Annotated in this window: 12 protein-coding genes and 1 tRNA gene; 8 read left to right on the forward strand and 5 right to left on the reverse strand. The window is 34.2% G+C overall.

Going from position 1 to position 14,511, the window contains the following annotated elements:
* The first annotated feature begins 37 nt into the window (after positions 1 to 37).
* Both kdsA and INT39_RS00245 read left to right on the forward strand, forming a co-directional pair.
* On the forward strand, positions 38 to 892 hold the full coding sequence (kdsA, locus tag INT39_RS00240; RefSeq protein ID WP_193016513.1) for a 3-deoxy-8-phosphooctulonate synthase: 855 nt from the start codon (positions 38 to 40) through the stop codon (positions 890 to 892).
* A gap of 32 nt (positions 893 to 924) precedes the next feature.
* Positions 925 to 1,833, forward strand: coding sequence for a TIGR01212 family radical SAM protein (locus INT39_RS00245; protein ID WP_226944499.1), 909 nt, complete (start codon positions 925 to 927; stop codon positions 1,831 to 1,833).
* A gap of 141 nt (positions 1,834 to 1,974) precedes the next feature.
* Here INT39_RS00245 and dauA read toward each other — a convergent pair whose 3' ends face one another.
* A complete protein-coding gene (gene dauA, locus INT39_RS00250) occupies positions 1,975 to 3,675 on the reverse strand; it encodes a C4-dicarboxylic acid transporter DauA (protein ID WP_193016515.1) in 1,701 nt (566 codons plus the stop codon).
* Positions 3,676 to 4,266: 591 nt separating this feature from the next.
* Positions 4,267 to 4,354, reverse strand: a tRNA-Ser gene (locus INT39_RS00255).
* A gap of 316 nt (positions 4,355 to 4,670) precedes the next feature.
* Between INT39_RS00255 and ghrA the strand changes: the two genes are divergently transcribed.
* The 4 genes from ghrA (at position 4,671) to INT39_RS00275 (ending at position 10,407) form a co-directional block, all read left to right on the forward strand.
* Complete coding sequence (ghrA, locus tag INT39_RS00260; RefSeq protein WP_193016516.1) at positions 4,671 to 5,612, forward strand: glyoxylate/hydroxypyruvate reductase GhrA; 942 nt, start codon at positions 4,671 to 4,673, stop codon at positions 5,610 to 5,612.
* Between the two features lie 205 nt (positions 5,613 to 5,817).
* Positions 5,818 to 8,718: a hypothetical protein gene (locus INT39_RS00265; protein WP_193016517.1), complete on the forward strand. Its 2,901-nt coding sequence runs from the start codon at positions 5,818 to 5,820 to the stop codon at positions 8,716 to 8,718.
* Positions 8,719 to 8,966: 248 nt separating this feature from the next.
* Positions 8,967 to 9,575, forward strand: coding sequence for a 2OG-Fe(II) oxygenase (locus tag INT39_RS00270; protein ID WP_193016518.1), 609 nt, complete (start codon positions 8,967 to 8,969; stop codon positions 9,573 to 9,575).
* Positions 9,576 to 9,834: 259 nt separating this feature from the next.
* Entirely contained in the window at positions 9,835 to 10,407 is a 573-nt protein-coding gene (locus INT39_RS00275; RefSeq protein WP_193016519.1) for a molecular chaperone, read from the forward strand.
* 109 nt (positions 10,408 to 10,516) lie between these two features.
* Here INT39_RS00275 and INT39_RS00280 read toward each other — a convergent pair whose 3' ends face one another.
* Positions 10,517 to 11,071, reverse strand: coding sequence for a lipoprotein (locus INT39_RS00280; RefSeq protein ID WP_193016520.1), 555 nt, complete (start codon positions 11,069 to 11,071; stop codon positions 10,517 to 10,519).
* A gap of 42 nt (positions 11,072 to 11,113) precedes the next feature.
* Entirely contained in the window at positions 11,114 to 12,316 is a 1,203-nt protein-coding gene (gene mdtH, locus INT39_RS00285) for a multidrug efflux MFS transporter MdtH (RefSeq protein ID WP_193016521.1), read from the reverse strand.
* Positions 12,317 to 12,512: 196 nt separating this feature from the next.
* Here mdtH and rimJ point away from each other — a divergent pair, with 196 nt between their 5' ends.
* Positions 12,513 to 13,094 carry a ribosomal protein S5-alanine N-acetyltransferase gene (gene rimJ / locus INT39_RS00290; protein WP_193016522.1) on the forward strand — a complete coding sequence of 194 codons (582 nt, stop codon included), beginning with the start codon at positions 12,513 to 12,515 and terminating at the stop codon, positions 13,092 to 13,094.
* A 75-nt stretch (positions 13,095 to 13,169) separates the two neighbouring features.
* Here rimJ and INT39_RS00295 read toward each other — a convergent pair whose 3' ends face one another.
* A complete protein-coding gene (locus tag INT39_RS00295) occupies positions 13,170 to 13,805 on the reverse strand; it encodes a GNAT family N-acetyltransferase (protein ID WP_193016523.1) in 636 nt (211 codons plus the stop codon).
* A 105-nt stretch (positions 13,806 to 13,910) separates the two neighbouring features.
* On the opposite strand from INT39_RS00295, the gene INT39_RS00300 reads away from it, so the two are divergent.
* Entirely contained in the window at positions 13,911 to 14,507 is a 597-nt protein-coding gene (locus tag INT39_RS00300) for a TetR/AcrR family transcriptional regulator (RefSeq protein WP_193016524.1), read from the forward strand.
* Positions 14,508 to 14,511: the final 4 nt, after the last annotated feature.

Genomic DNA, 14,511 nt, shown 5'->3' on the forward strand with positions numbered 1-14,511 from the left:
TATTAAAATAGTATTTACAAACAGTATAGGAATAAATATGCAACATAAAGTGGTGAATATTGGTGATATCAAGGTAGCAAATGATCTACCCTTTGTGCTTTTTGGTGGCATGAATGTATTAGAATCGCGCGATTTAGCCATGCGTATTTGTGAACACTACGTCACTGTTACTCAAAAGCTGAATATTCCTTATGTATTTAAAGCTTCTTTTGATAAAGCAAACCGTTCTTCTATCCACTCTTATCGTGGTCCTGGTTTAGAAGAAGGAATGAAAATTTTCCAAGAGTTAAAAGAGACTTTTGGCGTTAAAATTATTACAGATGTTCATGAAGCCTCACAAGCACAGCCAGTATCAGAAGTGGTTGATGTGATTCAATTACCGGCATTTTTAGCACGTCAAACAGATCTTGTTGAAGCAATGGCGAAAACAGGTGCTGTGATCAACGTAAAAAAACCTCAGTTTGTTAGTCCTGGTCAAATGGGGAATATCGTTGATAAGTTTAAAGAAGGCGGCAATGACCAAGTTATTCTATGTGATCGTGGGAGTAACTTTGGTTACGATAACTTGGTTGTTGATATGCTAGGTTTCCATGTCATGATGCAGGCTTCTCAAGGCGCCCCCGTTATTTTTGACGTAACACATTCACTGCAATGCCGTGACCCGTTTGGTGCTGCATCGGGTGGGCGCCGTGCACAAGTTGCAGAGTTAGCGCGAGCAGGTATGGCAGTGGGTCTTGCAGGCTTATTTCTGGAAGCTCATCCAGATCCAGAAAATGCACGTTGTGACGGCCCATCTGCATTACCACTTGCTAAGTTAGAGCCATTCTTAGCTCAAATTAAAGCAATTGATGATGTGGTAAAAAACTTTCCTGAGTTAGATACCAGCAAATAAATTACGTTATGCAACTGCATACAGTCGTGAATATGTTCGGCGCTGATCTTCAGCGCCGTTATCACGAAAAAATTCATAAAATCACCCTCCATGGCGGTTTCAATTGTCCTAATCGAGATGGCACATTAGGGCGTGGTGGCTGCACTTTTTGTAATGTCTCTTCGTTTGCAAATGAGCAAACACAATTCAGTTCTATTGAAGAACAAATCACACAACAAGCTAAACGTATTGATCGTGCTCGCCGTTATCTGGCCTATTTTCAAGCCTATACCAGTACTTATGCAGAAGTAGAGTATTTGCGAATAATGTACGAAACGGCATTATTACAAGCGAATATTGTGGGATTGTGCGTCGGAACACGCCCTGATTGCGTGCCTGTTAGCGTATTGGATTTATTACAAGGCTACCATGACCAAGGTTATGAAGTGTGGTTAGAATTAGGGTTACAAACTGCGCATAATAAAATACTTAAACATATTAACCGTGGACATGATTTTCAGTGCTACCAAGCGACGACACGCGAAGCCCGTCGTCGAGGTTTAAAAGTGTGTACGCACCTTATTGTAGGATTACCCCGAGAAGACCATTTACTTAATATGCAAACCTTAACGCGTGTTGTCGAAACAGGTACTGATGGGCTTAAATTACACCCTTTGCATATTGTTGAAGGCAGTACGATAGCGAAAGCATGGAAAGCAGGGCGTATTAACGCATTGACACAAGAGCAATATGTGTATACCGCGGGTGAGATGATCCGATATACACCTCCTGACATTATTTATCATCGCGTAAGCGCCAGTGCCAGAAAACCGACTTTATTAGCCCCTGAATGGTGTGAAAATCACTGGCTGGGAATGAATGCACTTTATCAAGATTTATTAAAAAAGGGTGTGCAAGGAAGTGGGATAAATAAACCATTTCAATCTTATTTAAATAAGTAATTTGGTTTTGATGACTCATTAAAAGTTTATTTAAATTTGATTTGTATTTTTTTGAATTAAAAATTATTTGGATTTCAGCCTTTAATCATTAATAAATAAGTGATTAAAGGCTGAGTTATTCTCGGGTATTTTAGAAAGCTATTACTGAATTAACTCCAAATCATCCAATGCTTTTTGTAATGAAGGATAAAAATTCAGTTCTCCTTCAATGGGAGTGACTCGCGCTCTTGCTAAGGTTTTTAAAGGTTGAAAAGGAATATCACAAACAATTACATGCGTGTCATGTTTTACATCAGTCACAAAATGTTGGAATGCATGTAAGCCCCCAGCATCTAAGACTGGCACGGCATCCCACTGCATAATAACGGTCTTATAACCCTTACTACGCTCACGTAATTCATTAAAAATACGCTCTGCCGCAGCAAAGAATAATGGGCCATTAATACGCACAACTAATAATTGTTTATCATCATCGGTATAAGGGGATTCGGTTATTTTGGTCATATTCGCGATACGACGCATAAATAATAATGAAGCCAATACAATACCGATAGTAATTGCAATCACCATATCAAAGAGAACGGTGAGCGATAAACATAATACTAAGACAATAATATCGTCTTTAGGGGCGTGACGAATAAGGTCAATAACTTTACGCGCTTCACTCATATTCCATGCAACAATTAATAACAATGCTGACATCGCTGCTAAAGGTAGATAAGAAAGAAAGGGCGCTAATACAAGTAAGGTGAGTAATACTAATAATGAGTGAACAATAGCAGAAACCGGTGATGTCGCACCTGCACGCACGTTAGCCGCTGAACGAGCAATTGCTGCTGTGGCAGTAATACCACCAAAGAAGGGGGCGACAATATTACCGACACCTTGACCCACTAATTCACCATTAGAGTGGTGCTTTTTACCTGTCATACCATCAAGAACAACTGCACATAATAGCGATTCAATTGCTCCCAACATTGCCATTGAGAAAGCTGCTGGTAATAAAGCAGAAACAGTACTCCAATTTAATTCCAAAGAAGCACCAGTGCTTGGTAAATTCCAAGGTAAGACAAACTGAGGCAGAATGGGCGGAATGCCTTGCCCGGTAGAACCATTTGGAAGCATATAACTAAATTGAGAGCCAATAGTCGCAACATCATGACCTAATAAATTAACAACACCCATTACTGCAGTACCCGCAATTAAAGCGGGCAAATGGCCAGGTAAACGCAAATTCAATTTAGGCCAATATATTAAAACAAATAGGGTTGTCAGGCCTATAAGTGTATCACCAAGATGAATTGTAGGTAATGCTGCACCCAAGGCAATAATTTTATCAATATAGGTTTCTGGCACATGTGCCATTTCAAGACCGAAAAAGTCTTTTATTTGCATGGTGGCTATAGTGATGGCAATCCCTGAGGTAAACCCGAGTGTGACAGAAACAGGTATATACTCAATGAGCTTGCCAAAGCGAGCCAATCCCATAACGACTAAAATGATACCAGACATTAGCGTAGCGATTAGCAAACCACTTAAGCCAAATTGTTGCGAGACAGGATAAAGTATGACGACAAATGCGGCGGTGGGGCCTGAAACACTGTAGCGAGAGCCACCAGAAACAGCAATGACTATACCGGCAATAGCTGCGGTATAAAGACCGTATTGCGGAGGAACACCGCTACCTATTGCCAATGCCATAGCTAAAGGTATCGCGATAATTCCGACGGTGATCCCTGCAATAATATCTTTTAATAAACGCGCAAAAGAGTAAGGCTCTTTTACACATGCATCAATAAATGCACTAAAGGGGCGAACCCGGTTAACTTTATGAGTTTTCATTTAGGCTTAAACCAAAATAAGAAGTCAGATGCCGAATAACGGCGATAAGGAAAAGAGAGAATATCGCTTTTATTCGCTGATAATAATGTGATACATCAAATTATTAATGTATATCTTAAAGCTTAGTGAAAATTAAATCAATTAAACTAATAAGTTAAGGTAAAGAGATAATACAATGTATCTTATTGTATTTATTCTGTTGCCTACATGAAAATAAAGTTTAAATTTATTTTTAAATTATAAAAAGCGTTTTATTTTAGAATAAATGTCGTTTATTCATAAAAAGAAAAATTTAAAGATAATAAAAAGTCCTTTTATCATAAAAATACGATAGGGTTAAATAACAATGACATAACTTATAATAATGCTTTAAAAATCAATTATCAGATTTTGTTGAAATATTAGAAATTATTAAATAAAACGATTAAGCAAAAATAAAATAAAGCGAATGTTGTATACTTATGAAAATGGCATCGAAAAATGAAATAAAGTTGGCTCTGTATGATAGAAAGGATAACAAGATTAAGGAATGTGTATTTTTCGAATAAAAAAATAGAGCCTCGTTAAAAAACGAGGCTCTATCTTAGAATATGGCGGTGAGAGAGGGGTTCGAACCCTCGATACGTTGCCGTATACACACTTTCCAGGCGTGCTCCTTCAGCCACTCGGACACCTCACCATATTGTTGTTGGAGATATGCTTAACATCTCTCAACGGGGCGCTACTATAGGGAAAACGAGCATAAGCGTCAACTGCTAAATGCGTTTTTCTTTTAACTTTAGTATCAAGCAGTCAAATAAAAAACAATATGCACAAATGCTAGACAAATTATGCAGTAAACCAATGTGAATGTGGATGACTGTATTGAAAATAGAATTAAGTTTTTCGTTAACTGGTTAACATTCTCAACATTTTTATTAACAACTTATTCAAAGAGACTTGAAATCAGAACGTAACCCTCGCACCCTATGGTAAAAATGCTGGAGGAAGGCAAAATGAATATAATTTATTATCATCCTTTTTTTGATGCAGAGACATGGATTAATGGTATGAAGGCGCGTCTGCCTAATGCCAATATACGGACTTGGAAACCTGGCGATAATGAACCCGCAGATTATGCCATGGTCTGGCTTCCTCCCTATGAGATGTTAGCAAGCCGTAGCCACCTTAAAGGTATTTTTGCCTTAGGGGCCGGTGTTGATGCCATTTTAAAACAAGAGCAACAAAAACCGGGTACCTTACCAACAGGCGTACCCGTTATGCGTTTAGAAGACACCGGAATGGGACTTCAAATGCAAGAATATGCGATTGCTAAAGTGATGTATTACTTCCGCCGTATGGATGACTATAAACGTCAACAATCACAACGGTTATGGAAGCAACTGCCTTCCCACTCTTATAATAACTTTGTTATCGGTGTTTTAGGAGCAGGGGCCTTAGGGGGAAGTGTTGCGACTAAGCTCGCAGAACTGGGTTTTAATGTTCGTTGCTGGAGTCGTAGTAAAAAACAGATTAAAAATGTTGAAAGTTTTTATGGTAAAGAGCAGCTCAGTGATTTTCTAAAAGAGTGTAATCTACTGATTAATTTATTGCCTTATACACCAGAGACACATGGTATCTTGAATTTTTCCCTCTTTGAACAACTTAAGCCCTCTTCTTATTTAATTAATCTTGCACGTGGTGCTCATTTAGTTGATCAAGATTTATTAGAAGCAATAGAACAAGGACATATTGCTGATGCGACTTTGGATGTTTTTGCTCAAGAACCTTTAGCGGGAATGCATCCATTTTGGACGCATCCTCGCGTTTCTATTACGCCACATATTGCCGCTTTTACAATTCCAAATATTGCAATGGATACTATTGTTGAGAATATTCAACGAATTGAAAAAGGGGAGGCCCCTTTTGGTGTAGTCGATATGAGTAGTGGTTATTAAATATCTAGTATTCATATTCATATTTTAATTTTAGAAAATAGGCGATAATTTTTAGATTATTGCCTATTTTTTTATCATTACTTTCAAATAATATCACTTTTATTTTTTTTTATATAATGTAATAAAAATCTGGTTGTAAACAGATATCTCTTATCGTTTATCTTATTAATTATTACCTCATGCTTTCAATATGATGAGGTATACAATGATTAATGAAGTAAAAACTACAGTCAACAAATTAACGCCTATCGGTATTTTTAATGGGCGGAAAGAAAAAAATAAAGTAATATCTGTTGATAATAGTGATATTAAATACACTAAAAATAGTGATAAACAAAAAAAAGAAAAGTATTTTAGCTTAAATAGTGCTAATAATTATGTATACTTAGGTTCAACTAATATGCCCTTGCTTAATAATATGGGTGTCACACTTTCAGATGATGGGGACTTAATATTAATAAAGGGAAAAACACACGATTTGTTTACTGGATTATATCAAAAGTATATGAAGGGTGGGTTTAAATATAATGTTTTTAATATAGATTCTAAAAATAGTAATAACATTAAATTTAAAGAGCTTTATGTTAATTCAGAAGGCTTTTTAATTGGAAATAAAAGAACTAAAAATGAATTGGATAATGTAGAAGGAAATAATTGTGAACTCTATAAAATAAAATTCAAACAAATTGAAAAAGAATATAATTTAAACGATGACACATCAAATAATGTTGATAGTAAATTTATTGTTGAGTATGAAAAGTATATAGTTGAAGAGCACTTAAAACAAGATTTATCAAGTATTAATAATGTTATTGAATTGAAGGAGAATAATGTATTAAAAGTAAATAGAAAAGGGTTGGATATTATAATGGAAATTAAAGATAACCAGCTTTTTACAACAGGATTACCCGCTACACTAGAGTCTTATAATGATGAAGTTGACAGTAATGCTATCATTAAAAAGCATAAAGTTAAGCTTCCATTAAAAGAAACAGATAAAATATTAGCAATTAAACCAATATTAAATCAGATTCAACTCGTTGTTGATAAAGGTAATAAAATAAAAATATATTACCTTGATCCTTTAAATATTTTTGCTATTAAGAATTATCAATATGAAGTGACTCGTTTAAAACAGGAGCCTCCTTTATCTTTCTATTCAATGATTGGTGAAAATAATTATAAAAATTATCATTCAGGACAACCTTTTTCTACTCAAACAATTGGAAATTTTAGTAGCCAACATATTCCTTTTTTTTCTTCTATCATTGATAATGCTAGGGTCCATATTGATAAGGCAAAACAACAGTATGCATTAAAAAAATATACTGCAATGGCGGTAAATATAGCTAAAAGTATTGATCCTGGATTTAGGGGGTTATTCTCTAATATTAAAGCATTAATAAATTCATCAATATTACCTCATAAAAATAAAAATATAGCTTTATATGGAGTAAGAAAAAATATAAGTAAAGATTATGCTGTGCTTAATAAAGTTATTAAAGGGATAAATAATGGAAAAACACAAGGTGAAATTATTTATTCTTTAGTCAATGAATTAAAAGAACAAGAGCGTATTATCATTAACCATGCCAATGATATCCGTGCATTCTTTGGTATCAATGCTTTCTATTTACCAGGTAATATTGGCGTAAATGCTTTTGTATTAGCTCATTATGCAAAAACACACTCCTTGATGCTTTCAAAAAATGAAAAAGAGGAAGTTATATTTTCATTTATTAATACGATGAATACAGATATCACTGCTGGTTTATCAGCAGGTGTTGGGGGATTTAATCAACGATGGAAGAATAACAATATTGATTATGGCGTTGTAACTCCTATAATGGCAAGCACATTACTTAATGTAAATTATGATAAGCAATCTAATTTTTCATTTAAAATTGGTTTAGAGAATGTTAGTGAATTTATTAATCAAGGGCTCGATATCTCAGAAGATCTGCTTAAATATAATTCAACATTGGAAGGAAATGAAAAATTAACACTTTTATTTGGAAATGAAATAAGGAGTGAAATGAGTTTTAATGTTGATGTCAGTGTTAACCCCAATACCGGGGTTACTATTCCTAGAAATGCAATAGGTGCCAATATAGTATTGAATTTTCTTAAGCTTGATTTAAATATAAATAAATTTATTGGTTATGGTGAGATAGAAAGTAAGACATCAGACAAAAATATTAATCTTAATTTTTTTGATCTTGGTTTTGAATTTTATCGAGACTTAAAATTTACACCATCCACAACAAGTTCTACTAATAGTATCCAATGGTATCCTTTAGCTACAATTAAAAACTTTGAGATAATGGCACAGAAAAAAATTAATTCTTTATTCAATATGGTTATTTTTGATAGTAGAAATAAACAAGATAAAAAAGAATTTGAAAAAAATAAAAAAGAGCTAAAAGGAATATATAAACGAGTACTTAAAATAAATAAATTATTTGATACATACCCTAATCAATATGATGTTTCTAATAAAATTAATAAACTGGATGATATTAGCTTAGCGTTGTCATCTGATAAGAAATCAAAAAATAAGCTCAGTTATAGACTAAGTGAAACGAAATTTGATTTTATAAATCAGATTATCAAAAAACCGATAAGTTTAGTTAGTGAAAATAAAAAAATAAAACAATTTTTATTAGATTTAAAAGAGAGAAAAGAAACGCTTTCTTCACAAGAGAAAGATAATATGAATGAAAAATTTAAACCTTATGTAATTTCTAAATATAAATTAGATCATAAAAGTGTGGATATTTATATTAAGAATAAAATAAAAATTAAAAATATTCTTGAAGAAGTTAAAAATAATGAAAATATCACCCTTTATGATATAAAAAATAAATTGGATGAGTTATATAATGAATGTAAAAAAGAATTAGATAAAATTGAGTATCAGCTTGATTCTGTAGAGGTTATGTCTGTAAGTGAATTAGCAGAGAAAACAAAGTCGTTACCTCTGTTTTTTTTACGTTTAGGAAGCAGAAAAACAATTATTCATCATCAAGTAAAAGGAGAAATTAAATTTTTCTATGATAAGAATAAAGAACAACTAGAAAACATATCAGCTAAGTATTATTTTTAAATTAATCATTTGTTTTTCTTATGAGTTTGGTGGGTTTAGTCGTAAGTGACTCTTATAAAAAGATATTTTATATAAAATTTATTTGTGAACCTTAAAAGATAAAATTTTATTTATCTTGTTATTTTTTACTTTTATAGTATTTATCTCTGATAAATTGCTATTATCGAAAAGATAAATTTATTATATTGTAATTTTACTTAACTTGGTGATATAAAGTAGTTTCCCATGTTTATCAGACAGTATACTTAATGAATATAGCAGAACTTCTTGAGCAAATTGCAGAGAAAGGATGGTGTGTGTGGGATAATTTCCTCACGCCAGAGGCTGTTCAGCAACTACGTGCTTGTTTTGGCGATAATGCACAGCAAGCCCGTATTGGCCGTCATGAGAATAGACAAGCAGAAACAACAATACGTAGCGATAAAATAAGTTGGTTAGAACCTGAAATGGGAATGCCTGTCCAACATTATTTAATGCAAATGGAATCTATTCAACGTGCTGTTAATCGTGAGTTTTTTTTAGGCCTTTTTGAATATGAAGCGCATTTTGCGTGTTATGAGAAAGGGGCTTTTTATAAAAAACATCTTGATGCTTTTAAGGAAAATATCACTCGACGCCTCACTACGGTGTTATATCTTAATGAGGATTGGACAAAAGAAGATGGTGGAGAATTAGTGATTTATGATTTAGACGATAATCCACTTGCGACAGTTGCTCCCAAAGGAGGGCGCTTAGTTGTTTTTCTTTCTGAACAATTCCCTCATGAAGTGCTTCCTACTTATAAAGAGAGGATCAGTATTGCAGGATGGTTTCGTGTAAATGGTGTAAGAGATAATTTTCTTGATATCGCAAGTTAACTAATACAATAAAAATGCTGTTGTCATAAAAGAGTTTTAATGTCGTTATGATAAAACTGTTTTAAAAGATAAGTGGCATGGGATTAGGCGCGTTTCTTATATTAAGTAATAGACTTAATGATAAGAGCGCGCTTTTTCTGTTTTAAGAGATTAAATACCGTAAAATTTATATTAATAATAAAGAGTAAATGAAGAAAAAAAGTTGATTTTCTTACTATTAGACGCACAATAATGCGAAACTTTATAGGAAAAGAATACAATGAATGAATTTTCAATCGTTTGCCGGCTTTTAGGTTCATTATTTCAACGTGACCCAAGTGATCCTATTTTAGCGCCTATTATTAAAATGATTGGTGAAGGGAAACTAAGTCAATTATGGCCATTAGAACAAGATGAGCTATTTAATACATTAAAAGAGAGTGTAAAAGATTTAGCGATAGTTAAAGCAGATTATCAATCACTTTTTGGTCATGAAACACCCGCCGTTTCTATTTATGCTCATGATTATGAAGAAATTAAAGAAGAAGATGTTCGTCAATTTTTAGTGGCAAGAGGCATGCCGGTAACGGAAAGTGCAACGGATAGCTTTGGTGCTTTATTGCTTGCAGCCTCATGGCTTGAAGATAATTCAACCGAGGATGAAGTTTTAGCTCAAATACAATTATTTGATGAATACTTATTACCTTGGGCAGGTACATTTTTAGGTAAGGTTGAAGCTCACGCAACCAGCCATTTTTATCGTACATTGGCAGCAATTTCACGTGGTGCGTTATCTGCATTACGAGAAGAGCTTTCAGATGATGAAGAAGGTGAAGATACCGATACAGAGTGATGCAATATTTTCTTTGTTAAAGTATTTTACGACTCATAAAAAAGGCAAACCATTAGGTTTGCCTTTCTCAGTAATGACGATAAATATTTTTAATCAACTCGTGTAACTATTAGAGTTGGATGACGAATTTACCCGGTTTAACCTCAATTCCTTTAGCCAGCTTAAACGCAGCAGCTTGAGCACTGTTTTTTTCAGGGTTTAGTACATAAACAGGATGGTTATCAAAGTAAGTTGTGATTGTTGTATCTAGGTAAGGTTTTAGTGCCACAATCACAGCATCCATTTTTTCAGGTGATACTTTATAGCTATCAATAGCCATTGATTTTATGTAGATGGCCCCTTTATCGGCTTGGTAAAAAGGCTGACCTGATAATGTAAGATCAATCTTTGCACTCGTTTTACCAAAAAATGAATTAATATTCAGGTCGGCTGTACCAGAAAGATTAATTTTACCCGGCTCACTACGACCAATCTGTATTGAAAGATTGCTTAATTTAATATCAGCAGATACAACATCATCTTCTCCAATATGTTTTTGAAGATTTATTTTCTGGCTAATATAGTCATTAATAAGGTTTTCACTCACATCAAATTGTTTTAGCTGATCACAGCCTGTGGCCAAACAGGTTAATACTAATGTGATTGTTAGAAAAATAGCTTTCATAAACACTCCTTGATCATTGATAAGTAAGAGTTTACCTGATAACTAAGGAGTAAGCATGGCTGATTCTATTTTTTTACGATTAAATTGGCGATGCAGTGCGTAAAGTGTTATTAACCCGACTGTTCCTAACAAAAACCAAGGCAATTCTGGCATATCAAATTGTTTGCCTAAATCATACATCCATCCACCACCTGTATAGCCAATGACACCACCAAAAGCTAATCCTAAGCGACTAAATCCCATGTAACTACCACGAGCGCGAGGATCGGCAAGTGATGCACTTAAGGTTTCACGGGCTGGCTCTGCAGTAATGGTGCCAAGGTAAAATAAGCCAATAATCAAGAAAATACCTTGTAATGAATGGATCATTCCAACAGGAAACATACTGATACTCATCAAAAATAAGCCAGCCATTAAACGCTGTTCTAACTTAAAACGCTTTTCACTCCAGCGTGCAATTGGGTACAGCAAGGTTAAAGAGAGCAGCGCTTCAATAGCATACATCCATTTTACTGCTGTAGGTGTACCTGCAATATCATTGACGATGATAGGAAACATCAACATGACTTGAACGGATAAGACAAAATAGCCAGTGAGCGTTAAAACATAGCGGACAAAACGCTTATCCAGTATTACGCGGTTTAAACCTTCTTTAATCGGGGTTCTAGTTGTTGATATCCGGTAAGCAGGTAATAACCAAGCATTAAATAAGGCGGCTATAACAAAGACGCCAGCACCTACCCAGCACACTAAATGAAAATCATACAGTAATAACCAACTGCCGATAAGTGCACCAATAACAGCTCCCGCACTATCTTGCATCAATAGCAAAGAATAAAAACGACCCCGCTCATAAGGACGCGTTAACTTAATAACCAGTGCAGTACGGGGAGGATCAAATAACGTGCCGCCTAATGCAGATAAAATGCAAGATAACCACAGTATCCACGGTTGATCTGCCATTGCCATTAAAGCAAAACCTAACGCACGTAATAACATCCCCGTTATTATCATGGGTTTTGCACCAAAACGGTCTGCAATCGCGCCGCCAAAAATACCAAGGCCTTGCTGTACGAGCTGTCTAAGACCTAATGCAAAACCAACAACAACACCAGCCCAACCTAATTGTTCGACGAAACGAATAGATATAAGTGGAAAAACAACGAAAAAACCTAAGACAACTAACATATTGTCAACTAGGAGAAAGTATTTACCCAAAGTACGGGCTTGTGTTACCAGGGCCATTACTCACCATCAATTAGTAAATAATTTAAATAAAATAAGGGGGGAATGAAATAATTTATTTCTTCGTCTATTCTGTCTTTTATTATGTGTAATTCCTAGTAAATTAAAGATGATATTTTTTTATTAAGGTTAGTGGCAGAATAAGAAGAGTTGCTTCAGAATTAGACTATTTATATCAAAGGATAATGGGATCGTAATGTTTGGCTATCGTGGTGGAATTCCTAAAATTCGTTTTGAAACGGAAAGAATGATAATTCGTTTAGCTTATGAAAGAGATGCTGAAAGGTTGGCTGATTATTATACATTAAATCGTCGTTTTTTAATTCCATGGGAACCATTAAGAGATAAAACACATTATTTACCTTCTGGTTGGGAACATCGTTTACAATTTATGAATGAGTTACATCGCCAAGAAAGTGCTTTTCATTTTTTGTTGTTAACGCCTAAAGAAGATGAAATTATTGGTGTGGCAAATTATAGCAATGTCATGCGTGGCGCTTTTAATGCCTGCTTTTTAGGGTATTCTGTGGGTGAGAAATGGCAAGGTAAAGGCTATATGTCTGAAGCATTAACAGAGACACTCCGTTATATGCAACGTCAACAAGGTATGCACCGTATTATGGCAAATTATATGCCTCATAATTTACGCAGTGGCAATTTATTAGCTAAACATGGTTTTGAGCGAGAAGGTTATGCAAAAAATTATCTACAAATTAATCAAGAGTGGCGAGATCATGTGCTAACCGCGTTGACAACACGAACTTATGTTAAACGTTAATCCTTATTATTGAAAATAAAGCACTGTTTATAATAAGATTGAACATGTTCTTATAACAGTGCTTTTAGTTACCTTTTAATCGATCTTTTTCAACATATAATACCAATGTTGAATGTGAAAAATAGAGAGTGTTAAGCGTGATGACTCTTCTCTTTCAATATTAAATCCATTCTTTTTATATAAATAAAGCGCACCCTCATGATTAACATCTACATAAAGTGATAAATACGCTTTTTTCAGTATGTTTTGGCTATATTGGGTTATCCATTGAAGTATTGCATAAGCAATGCCATGCCCTTGGTAGGATGATAAAACAGCAATATGTGCTAAATAAACTTCATTATCATTTGGCGTGTAGTCAAATAAAGAAAAGAAAATTTTTTGCTTAATATACTGTGTAATACCAAAGCGCCAATAATAAAAAAATGGCGTTTTTATAAAGGAATTTAAAGTAAAATTAGCTTCTTTTATCACTAAACAAAAGGTAGCAATTATTTTCTCATTGTCAGTAACAACAAATTGTTGGCTATTCTTTTTACAGGCGAGTGTATTCCATATAGCTTCTAATTGCTGACGTTGCTTAGGAATAGTGCTATCAATATTAAAAGCGTGTAATTTAAAACAAAATGCTTGTGCAAATAATTGAATAATTTCAGGAATATCTGAAGGTGTTGCAAGACGAAGCTTATAGTGTTCATGAAATAATTGCATGATATCGTTACTCTGCAATAATAGGGTTAACTTTTAGACTGTTTGGTCTATCTTTTTTATAGACTAATCAGTCTAATTTATTTTGTCCAGAGATTTTTAACCGATATGAATAAGACCGTGACAGAAAAACAGAAAGCGAAAATGAAGCATATTATTGATGCCGCGATACGTTGCTTTGCTGTAAAAGGTTTTCACTCCACTTCAACAGCAGAAATCTGCCGTGAAGCAAGTATGAGCCCAGGAAATGTATTCCATTATTTTCCTAATAAAAATGCCATTATTGAAGCTATTGCAGTAGAAGATGCGCAACTCTTTGATGATATTTTTTGTCGTTATGAAGCCCAAGAAGAGAGTATTCAAGCAATTATTCATGTAATGAAGGAAATCATAGAGCTCTATAATCATCCGCAATATGCACGTATCAGCATTGAGATTTTTGCTGAAGCTTCACGTAATGCGAGCATTCACGAAATTTTTATTGAAAATGAAAGAAACAATAAACAACGTTTGATTGCAATGCTAGAGAGCGGTATTAAAAAAGAGCAAATTGATCCGACGTTAGAACCAGAGAAAATTGCGGCTTGGCTATTAGTCATTGCGGATGGCTCAATGGGAAGAAATCTTATCGACCCTGAGTTTAATGAAAGTGAGAACCAAAATATGCTGGAATTAATGTTGAGAAAGATATTGGCTAGGCCATAAATAA

It is taken from the genome of Pseudomonas sp. FME51 (assembly GCF_014897305.1).

Bases quoted from the DNA above. Each gene is read 5' to 3' on its own strand.
- INT39_RS00245 (WP_226944499.1), top strand. From the start codon at position 925: ATGTTCGGCGCTGATCTTCAGCGCCGTTATCACGAAAAAATTCATAAA.
- INT39_RS00265 (WP_193016517.1), top strand. From the start codon at position 5,818: ATGATTAATGAAGTAAAAACTACAGTCAACAAATTAACGCCTATCGGT.
- rimJ (WP_193016522.1), top strand. From the start codon at position 12,513: ATGTTTGGCTATCGTGGTGGAATTCCTAAAATTCGTTTTGAAACGGAA.
- dauA (WP_193016515.1), bottom strand. From the start codon at position 3,675: ATGAAAACTCATAAAGTTAACCGGGTTCGCCCCTTTAGTGCATTTATT.
- INT39_RS00275 (WP_193016519.1), top strand. From the start codon at position 9,835: ATGAATGAATTTTCAATCGTTTGCCGGCTTTTAGGTTCATTATTTCAA.
- INT39_RS00300 (WP_193016524.1), top strand. From the start codon at position 13,911: ATGAATAAGACCGTGACAGAAAAACAGAAAGCGAAAATGAAGCATATT.
- INT39_RS00295 (WP_193016523.1), bottom strand. From the start codon at position 13,805: ATGCAATTATTTCATGAACACTATAAGCTTCGTCTTGCAACACCTTCA.
- kdsA (WP_193016513.1), top strand. From the start codon at position 38: ATGCAACATAAAGTGGTGAATATTGGTGATATCAAGGTAGCAAATGAT.
- INT39_RS00280 (WP_193016520.1), bottom strand. From the start codon at position 11,071: ATGAAAGCTATTTTTCTAACAATCACATTAGTATTAACCTGTTTGGCC.
- mdtH (WP_193016521.1), bottom strand. From the start codon at position 12,316: ATGGCCCTGGTAACACAAGCCCGTACTTTGGGTAAATACTTTCTCCTA.
- ghrA (WP_193016516.1), top strand. From the start codon at position 4,671: ATGAATATAATTTATTATCATCCTTTTTTTGATGCAGAGACATGGATT.
- INT39_RS00270 (WP_193016518.1), top strand. From the start codon at position 8,967: ATGAATATAGCAGAACTTCTTGAGCAAATTGCAGAGAAAGGATGGTGT.